This is a genomic window from Paenibacillus sp. FSL L8-0494, from assembly GCF_038003695.1.
Lineage (GTDB): Bacteria > Bacillota > Bacilli > Paenibacillales > Paenibacillaceae > Paenibacillus_AQ > Paenibacillus_AQ odorifer.
Map to the genome: position 1 here is coordinate 4,267,039 of NZ_JBBOPQ010000001.1, position 14,927 is coordinate 4,281,965.

Here is a 14,927-nt window from a genome sequence, read left to right on the forward strand (position 1 = left end):
TAACCCCCCCGCCTTATCTCCTCTTACCTTTAAGCTTATATACATATGCCAGCACTTCAGCCACAGCCTGGAACAGATCATTTGGAACGACATCTCCAATCTCTGCCCTTTGGAATAATGCCCGTGCCAGCGGTTTGTTTTCCATAGTCACGACGCCGTGCTCTTTAGCCAGCTCCCGGATGCGAAGTGCTACATAATCCTGACCCTTTGCTATAATCTGCGGCGCTTCCATCTTGGTACCGTCATATTTAAGCGCAACAGCAAAGTGCGTAGGATTCGTAATGATTACATCCGCATTTGGAACTTCCTGCATCATACGCTGCATGGCCATTCTACGTTGGCGTTCCCTGATCTTACCTTTGATTAGAGGGTCACCCTCCATTTTTTTGTATTCATCCTTGATATCCTGCTTGGACATTTTCAGGCTTTTTTCATGCTCGTACTTCTGATACATGTAGTCCAGAAAAGCCATAGCCAATAGGGCAGCCCCGATTTTCAAACCAAGACTCATCGTCAGCTTGGCCGCAAATTTAAAAATCCCCTCCGCACTGATATGCGACAGGGATGCAAAGTTCTTCTTTTCTCCCCATAAAGTGCTATATACCAGATAAGCGATAATTAGAAGCTTAAATATGGATTTCAGGAACTCGACAAACGAACGCATGGAGAAAATATTTTTGAACCCTTTTATCGGATTAAGCTTGCTGAATTTAGGGGTGATCCCCTCTCCAGTGGTCATAAAGCCCACCTGCGCCAGATTGCTTACCAGCGCCATAACAAAAACTATTCCAAGTAATGGAGCTAGCAAAATCAGTATTTGTAGTCCATATTGATTAAATAGCAGCGTTATATTCTCAGGAGTAACCTCCAGTGTCATTTGATTCTGAAATACATCCATATATAGCTTCATGAAGCGTTCTTTCATAAAACCACCAAACATCATCAAGCTAACTACTGCTGATAACAATACAACTGCACCGGATAGCTCAGCACTTTTGGCTACTTGACCCTTTTTACGAGCATCTTGCCGTTTCTTCGGGGTTGCTTTTTCCGTCTTTTCACCGGCGAATTGTTGAAGATCCAGTCTATACCGCTTCGTCTTAGGCATAATACGCTCCCCTTACGGTCACCTACGGACTCTTCCCCATGAGATTCAATAAATTCTCCATGGATTCGAACATGATATCGAAGAGATTCTGAAACAGCACAGCCAGACCAGGCATCAGCACTAAAAGCAGTGCAAGACCTATAATGATTTTGAGCGGAACCCCAATAACAAATACATTATATTGCGGAGCCGTTCTCGCCAAGAAAGCAAGGCCAACATCAGTCAGAAACAGCGCAGTTACTAAAGGAGCCGACATTTGAAAAGCGAGTACAAAGGACTGAGCAAATGTTCGAACCAGAAACTCTGATAAACTACCGTCAATCATGCCTAGAAATAAATCGTTATTCATAGGAACCCATTTATAACTGTACACAATAGCATCTAGCAGATGGTGATGACCATTCATGCTCAGAAACATTAGCAGGGCTATCATATATTTGAAATTACCAAGAATTGGTGCAGACGTTCCAGTCATAGGATCGATAACATTAGCAATACCGAAGCCAATCTGAATATCAATAAATGAACCTGCTGTCTGAATCGCCATAAACATCAAATATCCAACGAAACCTAGCAACAATCCTATTAATACCTCTCTGGCAATCAGCAAAATATAACTGAAATCCTGCGGGATCGTAAGCCCTGTTCCGTTAGCACTAAAGACAACCAATGCTACAAAAAAAGAAATGCCAATCTTAAAGGTTGTCGGGACTCCTTGTGAAGAAAATACAGGAACGACAACAAAAAAAGCGGTTATTCGACAAAAAATAAGCAAAAAGACGGGTAAACTTTGCAGTATGGTCTCCATGTTCATTGATTAACCAATATACATATAGAGATTACCCAAAATTTGGCTTGTAAAGTCAATCAGCTTCGTGATGATCCACGGACCAAATAGCAATAAAGCCAATAGCACTGCGACGATTTTGGGAACAAACGCTAGCGTCTGTTCCTGAATCTGTGTCGTAGCCTGAAAAATACTGATTATTAGCCCTACCACCAGACCAAGAATCAGCATGGGTGCGCTGACTTCCAGCACTAAATATACGGCTTGGCTTGCTAGCCCGATTATAAACTCCGTACTCATCCCTCATGCCTCCTCTTTAGGTCAGGTGTTAAAACTAAGAAGTAGTGATTTAATGACTAAGTACCAGCCGTCTACCAGTACAAAGAGCATTATTTTAAAAGGTAATGAAATCATAACCGGGGGAAGCATCATCATCCCCATGGCCATCAGTGTGCTCGCCACAACAATATCAATAATCAGGAATGGTATGAAAATTAAGAAGCCCATTGTAAAAGCCTTTTTCAATTCGCCAATTGCAAAAGCTGGCACCATCACCGTCAGTGGAATATCACTGTATGTAGCCGGTTTAGTAGATCCGGTATAACCGGTGTATTTCATAAATAACAGAAGATCTTTGGTGTTCGTCTGTTTAAACATAAATTCTTTCATCGGATCAGCAGCTTTGTCAAAAGCCTCAGTCTGGGAGATTGTCCCCTTCATATACGGCTGCAACGCATTTTCATTCACTGTGGCCAGCGTTGGTGACATAATGAACAGGGTCAGAAACAGAGCAAGTCCTACCAGCACCTGGTTTGGAGGCATAGCCTGAGTACCCAGCGAGGTTCTCACAAAACCTAATACGATTACAATTCTAGTAAAGCTAGTCATAAGAACCAGAAACGCCGGAGCAATACTCAGAACCGTAACAAGAAGAAGAATTGATATGGAACTGGTACCACTGCTTGAACCTTCATTACCGACCTGAATATTAACATTAGGTATAGGATCAGCATGTATCGGCGTCATCATAACCACACTGATAATACCGAACAGCAGAATAGCAAGAATTAGCTTCTTTTTCATATATTCCTCGACTCATCCTTAGTAACATCATCCCGAAGCAGCTCTTCCATTTTCTCTTTGCGCTCTGGTGCAGAACGAAGCTTGGATTGCAGAGTCTCGTAAAAAGATGATGTTTCACTAAGTTCAATTTCCTGAGATGGAACCTCCCCACGCAGCTTTACCTTTACCTTGGCAATAAGCGGTGCGAGGAAATTATTCTGGTTAGAGGACTGATCCTCAAATGCCGCAATGATCAATGCTACCTCATCCGGATCGGTGACTTTATCCAAAATGGATATATTTTCACCAATCCCGATTAAGTAAAGACTGCTTCCCAGTTCGATAACCTGCATCGACTTATTAGGTCCAAGCCCTATTGCACCAAGCGTTCTTATAGAACGGTTGCTCATAAAGGTCTGATTACGTCGTCCAAGAAAACGAATCAGTACCACTATAAGTACAATGATTATCGCCAGGACAATAATAACTTTAAACAAATTCAGCAGGGTGTTACTGCTTCCGAGCGTTTCGGAATATAACATGACTTTATCCTACACGCCCAACGTTTTGTTAATAGCTTCGATAACCCGGTCAGCTTGGAAAGGCTTCACTATAAAGTCTTTAGCTCCTGCTTGGATTGCATCGATAACCATAGCCTGCTGGCCCATGGCTGAACACATAATAACCTTTGCAGCCGGATCTACTTTTTTGATTTCTTTCAGGGCGGCGATTCCGTCCATCTCAGGCATAGTAATATCCATCGTGATGAGGTCCGGACGCAGTTCCTTGAATTTTTCTATCGCTTGAGAACCGTCCTGAGCTTCGCCCACTACTTCAAATCCGTTTTTCGACAAAATGTCACGGATCATCATTCTCATAAATGCTGCATCGTCCACGATTAGAATTCGGTTAGCCATTTTTACAAAATCCTCCCTAAGTATGCTTATTGTAATTTCTGAATTCGGTCCCACTGGCTGACGATATCCGTAACGCGTACGCCAAAGTTTTCGTCGATAACAACGACTTCACCTTTGGCAATAAGCTTGTTGTTAACCAAAATATCTACAGGCTCACCTGCGAGCTTGTCCAGCTCAATAATTGAGCCTTGTGACATTTCTAAAATATCTTTGATCTGCTTCTGGGTCCTTCCTAATTCTACGGTTACTCTAAGCGGTATGTCCATCAATAAATTTAAATTATTTTCATCAATATGACCAAAGGCCCCACCATTCAGATTTGCAAATTGCACAGGCTGTACATTTACATTGCGATTTGCCTCAGAATTAAGCGGTGGTGTCTGCCCATATGGCATCCCTTGCGGTGGCATACCGTATGGTGGCATCCCAGGCATTCCGTACGCTGGCATACCCGCTGGAGGATAATAATACCCGCCTTCTGGCATCCCTGGATACGCTGGCATACCCTGCGGTGGATATGGTGGTTGCGTTCCTCCTGCGGGCTGTGAGGGCGCCTGTTGCACCGGAGGTGCTGGAGGTGGTGTCTCCGCAGAATTAGTCATAGCAGGTGTTTCAGCCATTGTGACCGCTGCCTCCTCCTCTGCCGGACTAACATCACCAAGTAGCATGGATACCATATCTTTTGCGAACTGAACAGGCAAGAGCTGCATAATAGTAGAATCTATCAAATCACCAATTTTAAGCCGGAACGAAATACGAATTAGGGTTTCATCGTCTGGCAGACTGCCTACTCCTTCTCCGCTGGACATATTCAAAATGTCGATACCCGGAGGCGAGATATTAACAAAACGATTAAAAATCGTAGACATCGATGTAGCAGAAGAACCCATCATTTGATTCATAGCTTCTTGCACAGCGCTAATATGAATTTCATTCAACTCTTCATCCTTAGGTTCGCCGGCACCGCCAAGCATCAGATCGGCAATGACCTGTGCATCCCTAATCTTAATAACAAGTGAGTTAATCCCTTGAAACCCATCCACATATTGAACGTGAACAGCTACATGCGGTTTAGGAAAAGCAATTTCAAACTCCCCGCGTGTAATGATCGAAACTTGAGGGGTTGTAATATCTACTTTTTTCCCTAGTAAAGTGGAAAGTGCTGTTGCTGCACTGCCAAACGTTATATTACCAATTTCGCCCAAAGCATCCTGTTCAAACGGTGTTAGATAGTCATCTACCGTTTTCTCCGTAGGAGCTAATGAGCCCTCCGCAGATTGTCTCAGAAGGGCGTCGATTTCTTCTTGGGATAAATAATCTTTACTCGTCAAATTCTTCAACTCCTTCATTGACAATTTCGTCTATTTGCACGGCTACCCGATCTTTAACCATTCCGGGACTTCCGATGAACTTAAGCTTCTCCCCTACCTTAATTGACAGTCCAGAATCTACGTTTCTGTTGAGAGAAATCACGTCACCGACACTAAGCCCTAGGAATTCAGATATGGATAAGCTCGATTCTCCAAGTTCAGCAACAATCGGCAGCTTCGCTTTATGAACTCTAGCTCTAATGGCCAGTAGCTCATCTTCATCCCGCGTCTTCTTCTCTGTCACAAACCATTGGTGAACAGAAAGTCTGGACATGATAGGCTCTAGAACGACATGTGGTATACAAAGATTGATCATGCCTGTTGTATCTCCAATTTTGGTACTTAGAGAGATTAATGCAATGGTCTCATTGGGCGATACAATCTGCATGAACTGCGGGTTCGTCTCAAGAGCTTCCATCCGCGGATGAATATCCAGCACCGTTTTCCAAGCCTCCTGCAGACTCTCAAAACATCTACTAAAGATACGCTCCATAATCGTTGTTTCGATCTCAGTTAGAGCATTAATCTTAGAAGGTGCAGTTCCAAAGCCCCCAAGCAACCTGTCCAGCATAGCAAAAGCAATGTTTGGATGAACTTCCATTACCATGCGGCCCTCTAAAGGTTCAGCTTCAAAAATGTTCAATATCGTCATTTTCGGTATGGAGCGAATAAATTCATCATAAGGGAGCTGCTCTACTTGAACGACATTAATCTGAACGAAGGTGCGCAATTGGGCTGAAAAATACGTTGTAAGATAACGGGCGAAATTGTCATGTATCCGTGTAAGACTGCGGATATGATCTTTGGAAAAGCGGACAGCCCGTTTAAAGTCATAAGAGCGGATTTTCTTCTGAGTTTCTTCCTTTTTAAGTTCATCGGCGTCCATCTCACCTGAAGAAAGTGCAGCAAGTAGAGCATCAATTTCGTTTTGTGATAGTACATCAACCAATTCAATCACCCCCCTATCAAAGAATTATCAGGAATAAAGCTACACAGAAGCCAAAAGGAATTTGGTGATTTCGATCTGAGTAATTTGGCCCTCAGTCAATGTCTTATTGATCAGATTAATAAGCTTACTGCTAAGCTGATCTTTTCCATTCGCTCCATTAAGGTCCTCAGGTTTGGTATCTGCAAGCGTCTTGATAATTATTGGTTTGATTTTGATCTCTTTTATTTTTTCGAATTCTTCCTTTGATTTCGCAGAACTCAGTTGGAAGGCGAAATCTACTTGAAGGATAAAATCGGGATCAGCAAGATTTGTTTTGATATCAATGATCTCTGCCGTCAATTCGACGATTTCATCTGCAGTTAAATGTTTTGTTTCCACATTTTGAACAGCAGCACTTACCTCGTTCGTATCTTTCGGAAAGATCCTGTCCAATAGTAAAAATGCGGCGACCACGATCAGAGTAATCGCTAGTAATATCGTGATGAGCCACGGCATCATCTTTTTCATGTTAGCTCCTCCATTGACTGGATTTTAATGGTGGCAGCATATGTGCCTATGTCCCTGTTATAATCCCGGATCTTCGTAATAACCTCATCGGCTTTTTCGAGAACGATCAGTCTTTTTCCGGTTACGAGCGTAATGTATGTATCCGGGCTTTCTTCTACCATTTCGACCAGTAGGGCATTGATCCACATCGGTGTTCCATTTAATCTTGTTACCGATATCATAACAGGCCTCCTAACAAAATAGGGGGAGGAGTAACTCCCCCACGACTCCGCATGAACCATTTAAGAAAATATAGAATTTATTGATTAAATTAACGCTTCAGGTTTACTACTTCCTGCAGCACTTCATCAGAAGTTGTGATGATACGGGAATTCGCCTGGAATCCACGCTGTGATACGATCATTTCTGTAAATTCATTGGTAAGATCCACATTGGACATTTCCAGCTGTCCAGAGATGATTGCCCCGGTGCCATCTTCTGTATTGTTCGCTGTAGTCGGAACTAGTTCGCCTTCTGCATTCGCATTAAGTGTCATACGATACAGATTGCCTCCGATTTTCTCCAGACCAGATGGGTTAGTAACCTTGGCTACACCAATCTTCACCCCAGCTCCAGTCGTTCCATCTTCCATGGTCTGAACAATTGTTCCATCATTAGAGATAGAAAACGCCGTTACATCGTCACCTAATTGAATGATCCCACCGTCGGAATCTAAAACATGAAGTCCGTCAGCGGTAACAAGATTACGCGCAGCGTCAATGTGGAAATCTCCGGCGCGGGTCAAAAATGCAGTATCTTGATCCTCAGTAAGCTTAACCAGAAAAAAACCATCTCCATCGATACGTAAATCTGTTGGGTTGTTGGTGGTTTGAGCACTACCAGCCAAATGTAGGGTATCTATAGAAGCAATACTAACACCTAGTCCAACTTGTTTCGCATTTACCCCACCTTGACCATCCTCACCCGGTGCAGTAACACCAGAAACGGTTTGGCTCATAATATCCTTGAACATAACACGTCCGGATTTAAACCCGATAGTGTTGACGTTAGCAATATTATTACCGATTACATCAAGCTTAGTTTGAAAGCCTCTCATTCCTGAAACCCCTGAATACATTGATCTTAACATGTTTAATGTCCTCCCAGATTATAGAGTCCTAATAACTTTCCAAGTGAATTGGGACCGCGTCAGTCGGTCAGCGGCCGCCTCGGCTTTCCGTTAGGACCAGCCTATTATGAAATCACTATTGCACTATCGATTTGTGTAAATACATTATCTTTGATCGAGTTACCATCCATAGCAGTAACTACTGTGCGATTAGGAACGCTAACGATAAACGCCAAATCCTTCATTAATATCAAGGATTCTTTACTTCCTTTAGCAGCAGCTTTGTCCACAGCAGATGAAATTTGATCCAGCTGACCGCTTCCAAGCTCTATCCCTCTTTGTTCTAGGCGCTTAGCAGCATGATTGCTGAATTTTAATAGTTTCTGTTGCAGCAAACTCTCAAAAGAAGCTTCCCCCGCCACAGACTGCTTAGGCAGCGAAGATCGTTGTAACGTTGTAGAATGCAGGGACGCAGGATACAGCTGGCCTATAGTAAGCCTGTCACTCATATGCTCGCCCCGCTTCCTCCGCTATTCTCCGGAGTATTACTATCTGTACCAGAACCGCTTTCTGGCGTTGCTGCGGCATTCTGAATTTGTGTAATATCGGTTAAAGCAATTCTGTCTTTTCCCACAACCGCATATTGAATACCATTGCTAACAACGATAGATTCAACATTACCTGTCTTAGGCAGCTTTGTGGCGGTGTCTGTCCAAGTAATATCTTTACCAATCAACCCGGATACAGATCCAAGGGACTGATTCATAGCATTAAGCTGAGTAGAGATATTCATCAATTGCTCCACGGATGTAAACTGGGCCATTTGCGCAATAAATTCTTTATCTTCCATCGGTTGCATCGGATCTTGATTTTGCAGCTGAGTAATCAAAATCTTCAAAAACTGATCCTTACCTAAAGTAGAATTACCCGTTGTCCGTGCACTAGAGTCGGGAGTTGTATAATTCCACTGATCTTTAGTAGAGACCGGAACTGTTGTCGCCATAACCACTCACCTCTCTTTCGTTTGTTATTAGAGTTAAGCCTTAGCAGAAAAAGATCCACCTTGGGACTGATCTTCTTGTCCCGCATTTGAAACCCAGTCCTTCCATTCACCATTCAGCTCTGCGGCAAGAACGGCATCACTGGCTTCCTCTCTGCTTTCTTTGGAACGTCTACCCTGCTGTCCACTTCCGGAATTAGGTTGGCGTCCTTCCTGCCCCCATTGCGAATTAAGTGGGGTATTATTTTGCGTAACTTCCAGCTTCTCCACTTGAAGACCCTGAGATTGCAATGCAGCGCGAAGCTGGTTCATTTGTTGCTCCAGCATATCTTTAGCACCGGTATGTTCAGTCATGAACTGGGCAACTAAATGACCATTTTGCATTGTGATCTTAACATCAACTTGTCCGAGATTTTCTGGAAAAAGGGATATAGTCGCTTCAGCGATCCCACCTTTTTGCACAATCTCTAATTTGCCTGTAATGAAACCTGTCATTTCTTGAGCAAATTGCTGAACCGGAACAGGCGCTGCTGGCACTTCAGCCTTCAGCGGTGCTGTAATTCCTCCGCGCAGAGATAACTGACCCGCAGTAACAACCTCATGATCCCCTTCGTTAGCTGTAATTCCTAGCGTGGAATCTAGAGTGGATTCTGTTGACTTCGTTTCCCCGGTTACACCTGTCTTGATTAACGGCGTGTTCGCAGTCTCTGCTTCAGCTTCTTGCACAGTTCCTGAGGTCACTGGCGAGCTGACAACCGTATCATTTTTCACTACAACAGCTTCTCCGGAACGATTGCTCACATTCTGAAGTGTTTTATCCGTTGGATTATTTTTGCTTTCAGTGATAGCGGGCTGTTCTACGGAAGAAACAGAAGCAGCATTCACATTGCTCGTCTTTCCCTTCCCTTTATTAGTGTTAGAGGAGGACTCTTCTAAAAGCGCTGTGAAATTATTCAATAAACTGATTCCCTTAGTTGCTACTTCCTCATTGCCACTCACTGCAGCTTCCTGAATCATAGAAACTAAACTTTGCAGGTCGTCTTGAACTGCAAATCTCAATGTATCAGCATTCTGTGCCAATGGGGACAAGCTTCCAGCCACTTCTGCTTCCGTTGTAGCAGTGCCATCCTCTGCGGCATGGCTTCCAGATAAAAGTGCAGATACCTGAAGAATCCAAGCCTGTAAGGCTACCAACAGAGCAGGATCACTACTGATACTTTCATCCAGCTTCTCAACATCAGCAGCAAGTTTTTCAAGGAGATCACCCTTCTGAGTGTCTTGCCCTGCTTGCTCTTCTCCAGTCGGCTGCACTTCCTTTAACAGGCCTTGCAGCAAAGAAGCTAGATTTGCCAATAGGGGTTCAGCTGGAGTCGACGAGGTGTTGGCATTGCCTCCCATGGTTTGTACCAGGGTTTGAGCAAATGGTGCAGCTGTCGTTGTTGTGCCCGTTGTAGTCGATGTACTCCCATTTACTGCAGTTGTGTTTGCACTCACAAGCGATTGAACGACTAAACTCATTTATTTTTCACCTCCTTTCCCTATCTATTTAGCACCCATCAGACGATTAACAATTTTCGCAGTTTGCGCGCTATCATTTTTAGTCATTTCTCCCAAAATAGATGAACGAACACTATCACTTACGGTATTCATAATCGTCACAACCTTATCAGGGCTAATCTTGTACATTTCTCCTAGTAACGTTGCTGCATTAGCAGGAGTCATTGAACTGAAGGTCTGATTCAACTTTTCCTTATCCAAATTCGTACTGGTTGTCGCAGTTGCTGTTGTACCGGCGTCTTTCTTCAATCTAGATTGAAGAGCTGCAATCGCCATGTCACTCGAAGATGTAGTTTCTTTTAACTTTATCGTTACATCTGCAGCTTTTTGCGGATCCATTTTTTCCAAAATCGCAGTTTTACTCGCTTTACTCATGACACTGAAGATCTGCACCATTTCTTCTGTAGTTAAATTCTCCATGATCGGTGCAGCCTTTGAAGCTTTCATGCCCGCATACAGCTTAGCCAAATCAGAAACCTGTTTCTGATAAGGATCCTCAGCTTCTTCTGTGCTTGCCTCTGCGGTTTCAGCTTCCTTCTTCATTCCTTCAATCTGTGACTCTAGCGCCTGAACCTTGGTATCCTGGGCAGTTTTTTCATCTGTAACCTTCTTCAGGTTTTCTTCCTGCTGGGCGAGCTGAGCTTTAAGCTCCTTAATCGTTGTCGCTGAGCTCACTTCCTGCTTTTTGCTTTCTTCCTTCGGTTTAGAAGGATCTGCAGGCGGATCAGGAACCCATTTTTCCAGGATAGGAATTTTATTCGCAACTTCAAGTACATTATTACGAATGTCCATATTAAAAAGCGTCAACAGTACTCCAAGCAGTACTAGCGTGAATATAATCGGTATCATTAAGAATAAGAACCGCTCAAATTTCCCCGCTGACCCTTCATTTTCAAGTTCCATATCATTATCAATATTAGCCACTAGCGGAAACCTCCCGGGTTAGAGGGATTTCATCGCGAAGCGGACGGTTGCCATCTCATCCAGTTCGTTTTGTTCCCGTAAAATCATACTTTGCTGAAACAATGTCTCAGCCTTGTCTTTTGCCTTCAACCATACTTTTTCATCTAAAACCTTAGTGCTTAACTGATCTTGTTTCTTCTGGACTTCTTGATGTGCACGGCTAATGTCCGTATGCTTACGGGCAATGCATTTATCCAGATATTCCACATACTCCTGCATTTCACGAATCTTAACCATAGGTGTCTTTTGCTCTGCGGCATTTTGTAAGGATAGCATGATAGCACTCCGCTGAAAGATGAGTTCATCCAGGCTTCTTTCCTGTGCCTGCAATTCTCCAAGCGCGCTTGAGAGCATCCATTCTGCCTGTGTCTTCTCATTGCCCTTCAAGTCAACGACTTTTTGAAAAGTATAATGAAACCTCATAATACCGAATCAACTCCTTGAGAACTGTGAAATTAAAGACTGTTGAACTTCAGCCAGCGTAACTTTTTCATTCACCTTTTGTTTGGTGAAATCCCATATACTGTCGATAAATTCCATCGACTCGTCGATTTGAGCATTAGAGCCTCTCTGATAAGCTCCAATATTAATCAAATCCTCTGAATCCTTGTAAACGGCCATAAGGCGCTTCACATTCTCCGCTGCTGCAATCTGTTCTTCTGGAGCAATATCCTTCATTACTCGACTTATGCTGGAAAGAACATCTATTGCTGGAAAGTGTCCTTTGTTAGCAATGTTTCGATTGAGTACGATATGTCCGTCAAGTATTCCTCTGACTGCATCTGCGATTGGCTCGTTCATGTCATCACCATCAACTAGTACCGTGTAGAAGGCTGTTATAGAGCCTGTAGGACCTGTACCAGCACGTTCCAGCAGTTTGGGTAAGCTTGCAAACACCGAAGGTGTATATCCCCGCATGGCTGGCGGCTCTCCAACTGCAAGTCCAACTTCACGTTGGGCCATAGCATAACGGGTGACCGAATCCATCATCAGCATTACATTAAGGCCGCGATCGCGGAAATACTCGGCAATCGTTGTAGCGATAAGCGCACCTTTTATGCGAATCAATGCAGGTTGGTCTGAGGTAGCAACAATTACTACGGATCGCTGCAAGCCCTCTGGTCCCAAATCTCGTTCAATGAAATCCAATACTTCTCTGCCACGCTCACCAATCAGAGCAATAACATTTACGTCAGCTGATGTATTCCGGGCAATCATCCCCATCAAAGTACTCTTGCCGACCCCCGAGCCAGCAAAAATACCGACCCGTTGTCCCTTGCCAATCGTTAGCAAACCGTCAATCGCTCTCACACCGATACTAATGGGCTCCTGCACCCGCGGTCTATTAAGTGGATTGGAAGGAATATTAAAGGTAGAGCTATGTGGCATTCGTGCTGGAATGAGAGAGCCATCAAGCGGCTGCCCCAGACCATCCAGTACTTTTCCTAATAATTCAGAACCTACTTGCACGCTAAGCGGCTTACCAGTGCCCACTACATCACAACCAGGTCCAATCGCCTGCAGTTCACCAAGTGGCATCAATAGTACCTTGTTATCACGGAAACCAACGACCTCAGCTTGCAGCGGTTTGTTTCCTTTAGAAGGGTAGATGTAGCATACATCACCTATACTTGCGTCAGGACCTTCCGATTCAACCATTAGACCGATTACCTGCGTCACTTTCCCATTGATCCTCACCGGATCGAGATTACGAAGTTGCTCCTTATAACGGTTGCTATTAAGCATCGTCTTCCCCATTTCTCTGCTCATCGGTGTCCAGCGCAATTCTTACCAGCTCTTTTTTGATCTCTGCGAGCTGAGTGTCGATTCGAGCATCTATGCTGCCAAAGGAAGAGCGGATAACACATCCTTGGTCTTTTACCGTTGAGTCGGGCAAGATTTGCAGTTCAGCCTGTGAATCAACAGCTAGTGATAATTCTTCCCGAGCAGCATTCACAAAAGCGAACTGCGCTGGGGATACACAAAGTGAGATCAAACCCTGTTCTCGCTTACGAGCCAGATTTTTGCGAATTAAGTCCATTGCGAATTGTGGCTCTACTGTTAATTGCTTGTCCACAATTTTTTCTGCAATATCACAGCTTAACTCTACTAAAAAAGGCTCCGCTTCCTGAATAATAACTTCTCTAGCTTTATAAGCCTCAGTCAAAACAGCACGCGCTTCTTCCATCATCTCTGCAATCTTATGCTTCATCTCTTCCTCAGCCTGAGAAACACCTTCCTCATAACCTTGCTGATGAGCTTCAGCTTTGATAGCTTCGATCAGATGTTCATCCTGCTCACGCCGTTGTTTCCACCACTCTTCAGCCTCCGCTTTCGAGGACTCTACAATCTGTTCCGCTTCAAGAGATGCATTCCGAACCTGCTCTTCAGCAAAATCCTGAGCGTCCTTAAGCATTTGCTTACGCGTCTCTTCTGCCTCTTCACGTGCGGGATCATGATAGTCAGTCTCGCTTAAAGTCTCCTCGGGAACGGGCTCCTCAGTTAGGCCCGCATATTGCCGGGCCTGTTCCAATCTTTTAAAGACATCAACCGGAACATACTGGGAGTGTTTGATCAGCTTAGACAATGATGTCATCTCCTCCGCCACGAGCGATGATAATTTCACCAGACTCTTCGAGTCTGCGGATCGTGCCTACAATACGAGTCTGTGCTTCTTCAACATCACGCAGCCGCACAGGACCCATGTATTCCATTTCTTCTCGGAACGTTTCTGCCATACGCTTGGACATATTTCTGAAAATAACATCCCGTACTTCTTCGCTGGCAACCTTGAGAGCAAGCTGTAGATCCGCATTATCAATATCACGAATAATGCGTTGGATCGAACGATTGTCCACATTGACAATATCTTCGAATACGAACATCCGTTTCTTGATCTCTTCGGCAAGTTCTGGATCTTGAATTTCGAGAGAATCCAGAATCGTACGTTCTGTCCCCCGGTCAACCCCATTCAAGATTTGTACAATCGATTCGATACCACCAGCATTTGTATAATCCTGAGTTACTGTAGCGGAAAGCTTCTGCTCCAGCACACGTTCAATTTGCGTAATTACCTCCGGAGAGGTGCTGTCCATAACAGCAATTCTTCTCGCCACCTCTGCCTGCTTCTCTTGAGGAAGCGAGGAGAGGATTGCGGCAGCTTGTTCAAATTGCAGATAAGACAATACAAGTGCAATAGTCTGTACATTTTCATTCTGGATAAAGTTGAGAATCTGATTAGGATCCGCTTTTCGTGCAAAATCGAAAGGTCTTACTTGCAATGTTGCAGTCAGACGATTAATGACCTCCATTGCTTTTGTTGACCCAAGCGCTTTCTCCAGAATTTCTTTAGCGTAGTTAATACCGCCTTGTGATATATATTCCTGGGCGAGGCATATCTGATGGAATTCAGACATGATCGACTCTTTTTCACTGCTGTCCACTTTGCGAACATTGGCAATTTCAAGAGTCAGCTGTTCAATTTCCTCGTCTCTTAAATGTTTGAAAATTTGCGCCGATACCTCGGGCCCTAGTGTGATAAGCAGGATCGCAGCTTTTTGACGGCCACTAAGTCCCTGCTGGCTAGCCTTTGCCATTAG

The 14,927-nt window shown here is 44.0% G+C and carries 19 protein-coding genes; all 19 read right to left on the reverse strand.

What is annotated here, in order from left to right; genetic code table 11:
* Positions 1-13 precede the first annotated feature (13 nt).
* The gene (gene flhB, locus NYE35_RS19330; protein WP_036688512.1) at positions 14-1,108 is read right to left on the reverse strand and encodes a flagellar biosynthesis protein FlhB; all 1,095 of its coding nucleotides are present in this window, start codon (positions 1,106-1,108) and stop codon (positions 14-16) included.
* A 22-nt stretch (positions 1,109-1,130) separates the two neighbouring features.
* Entirely contained in the window at positions 1,131-1,916 is a 786-nt protein-coding gene (fliR, locus tag NYE35_RS19335) for a flagellar biosynthetic protein FliR (RefSeq protein WP_036688514.1), read from the reverse strand.
* A gap of 9 nt (positions 1,917-1,925) precedes the next feature.
* Entirely contained in the window at positions 1,926-2,195 is a 270-nt protein-coding gene (gene fliQ / locus NYE35_RS19340; RefSeq protein WP_036688516.1) for a flagellar biosynthesis protein FliQ, read from the reverse strand.
* A gap of 21 nt (positions 2,196-2,216) precedes the next feature.
* Positions 2,217-2,978 carry a flagellar type III secretion system pore protein FliP gene (fliP, locus tag NYE35_RS19345; RefSeq protein WP_076100382.1) on the reverse strand — a complete coding sequence of 254 codons (762 nt, stop codon included), beginning with the start codon at positions 2,976-2,978 and terminating at the stop codon, positions 2,217-2,219.
* The gene (locus tag NYE35_RS19350; RefSeq protein WP_036688521.1) at positions 2,975-3,499 is read right to left on the reverse strand and encodes a flagellar biosynthetic protein FliO; all 525 of its coding nucleotides are present in this window, start codon (positions 3,497-3,499) and stop codon (positions 2,975-2,977) included. The genes fliP and NYE35_RS19350 overlap by 4 nt, the downstream gene beginning before the upstream one ends.
* A 9-nt stretch (positions 3,500-3,508) precedes the next feature.
* Entirely contained in the window at positions 3,509-3,874 is a 366-nt protein-coding gene (locus NYE35_RS19355; protein ID WP_036688523.1) for a response regulator, read from the reverse strand.
* 26 nt (positions 3,875-3,900) lie between these two features.
* Complete coding sequence (gene fliY / locus NYE35_RS19360) at positions 3,901-5,205, reverse strand: flagellar motor switch phosphatase FliY (protein WP_036688526.1); 1,305 nt, start codon at positions 5,203-5,205, stop codon at positions 3,901-3,903.
* Positions 5,195-6,193 carry a flagellar motor switch protein FliM gene (gene fliM, locus NYE35_RS19365; RefSeq protein ID WP_036688529.1) on the reverse strand — a complete coding sequence of 333 codons (999 nt, stop codon included), beginning with the start codon at positions 6,191-6,193 and terminating at the stop codon, positions 5,195-5,197. The genes fliY and fliM overlap by 11 nt, the downstream gene beginning before the upstream one ends.
* A gap of 39 nt (positions 6,194-6,232) precedes the next feature.
* Complete coding sequence (locus tag NYE35_RS19370; protein ID WP_036688532.1) at positions 6,233-6,700, reverse strand: flagellar basal body-associated FliL family protein; 468 nt, start codon at positions 6,698-6,700, stop codon at positions 6,233-6,235.
* Positions 6,697-6,921, reverse strand: a complete 225-nt coding sequence (locus NYE35_RS19375; protein ID WP_036688535.1) for a flagellar FlbD family protein — start codon at positions 6,919-6,921, stop codon at positions 6,697-6,699. Before NYE35_RS19375 ends, NYE35_RS19370 begins: the two co-directional genes overlap by 4 nt.
* Positions 6,922-7,010: 89 nt before the next feature.
* On the reverse strand, positions 7,011-7,829 hold the full coding sequence (gene flgG / locus NYE35_RS19380) for a flagellar basal body rod protein FlgG (RefSeq protein ID WP_036688538.1): 819 nt from the start codon (positions 7,827-7,829) through the stop codon (positions 7,011-7,013).
* A gap of 104 nt (positions 7,830-7,933) precedes the next feature.
* Entirely contained in the window at positions 7,934-8,317 is a 384-nt protein-coding gene (locus tag NYE35_RS19385) for a TIGR02530 family flagellar biosynthesis protein (RefSeq protein ID WP_036688541.1), read from the reverse strand.
* On the reverse strand, positions 8,314-8,811 hold the full coding sequence (locus NYE35_RS19390) for a flagellar hook capping FlgD N-terminal domain-containing protein (RefSeq protein WP_036688543.1): 498 nt from the start codon (positions 8,809-8,811) through the stop codon (positions 8,314-8,316). The genes NYE35_RS19385 and NYE35_RS19390 overlap by 4 nt, the downstream gene beginning before the upstream one ends.
* 33 nt (positions 8,812-8,844) lie before the next feature.
* Complete coding sequence (locus NYE35_RS19395; RefSeq protein WP_076106357.1) at positions 8,845-10,326, reverse strand: flagellar hook-length control protein FliK; 1,482 nt, start codon at positions 10,324-10,326, stop codon at positions 8,845-8,847.
* Between the two features lie 24 nt (positions 10,327-10,350).
* Positions 10,351-11,268 (reverse strand): MotE family protein, encoded by a 918-nt coding sequence (locus NYE35_RS19400; protein WP_341122484.1) that lies wholly within the window; start codon positions 11,266-11,268, stop codon positions 10,351-10,353.
* Between the two features lie 39 nt (positions 11,269-11,307).
* The gene (fliJ, locus tag NYE35_RS19405; RefSeq protein ID WP_038571963.1) at positions 11,308-11,751 is read right to left on the reverse strand and encodes a flagellar export protein FliJ; all 444 of its coding nucleotides are present in this window, start codon (positions 11,749-11,751) and stop codon (positions 11,308-11,310) included.
* Between the two features lie 9 nt (positions 11,752-11,760).
* The gene (fliI, locus tag NYE35_RS19410; protein ID WP_036688546.1) at positions 11,761-13,074 is read right to left on the reverse strand and encodes a flagellar protein export ATPase FliI; all 1,314 of its coding nucleotides are present in this window, start codon (positions 13,072-13,074) and stop codon (positions 11,761-11,763) included.
* Positions 13,067-13,915 carry a FliH/SctL family protein gene (locus NYE35_RS19415; RefSeq protein WP_036688548.1) on the reverse strand — a complete coding sequence of 283 codons (849 nt, stop codon included), beginning with the start codon at positions 13,913-13,915 and terminating at the stop codon, positions 13,067-13,069. The genes fliI and NYE35_RS19415 overlap by 8 nt, the downstream gene beginning before the upstream one ends.
* Complete coding sequence (gene fliG / locus NYE35_RS19420; protein ID WP_038571969.1) at positions 13,908-14,924, reverse strand: flagellar motor switch protein FliG; 1,017 nt, start codon at positions 14,922-14,924, stop codon at positions 13,908-13,910. Before fliG ends, NYE35_RS19415 begins: the two co-directional genes overlap by 8 nt.
* Positions 14,925-14,927 lie beyond the last annotated feature (3 nt).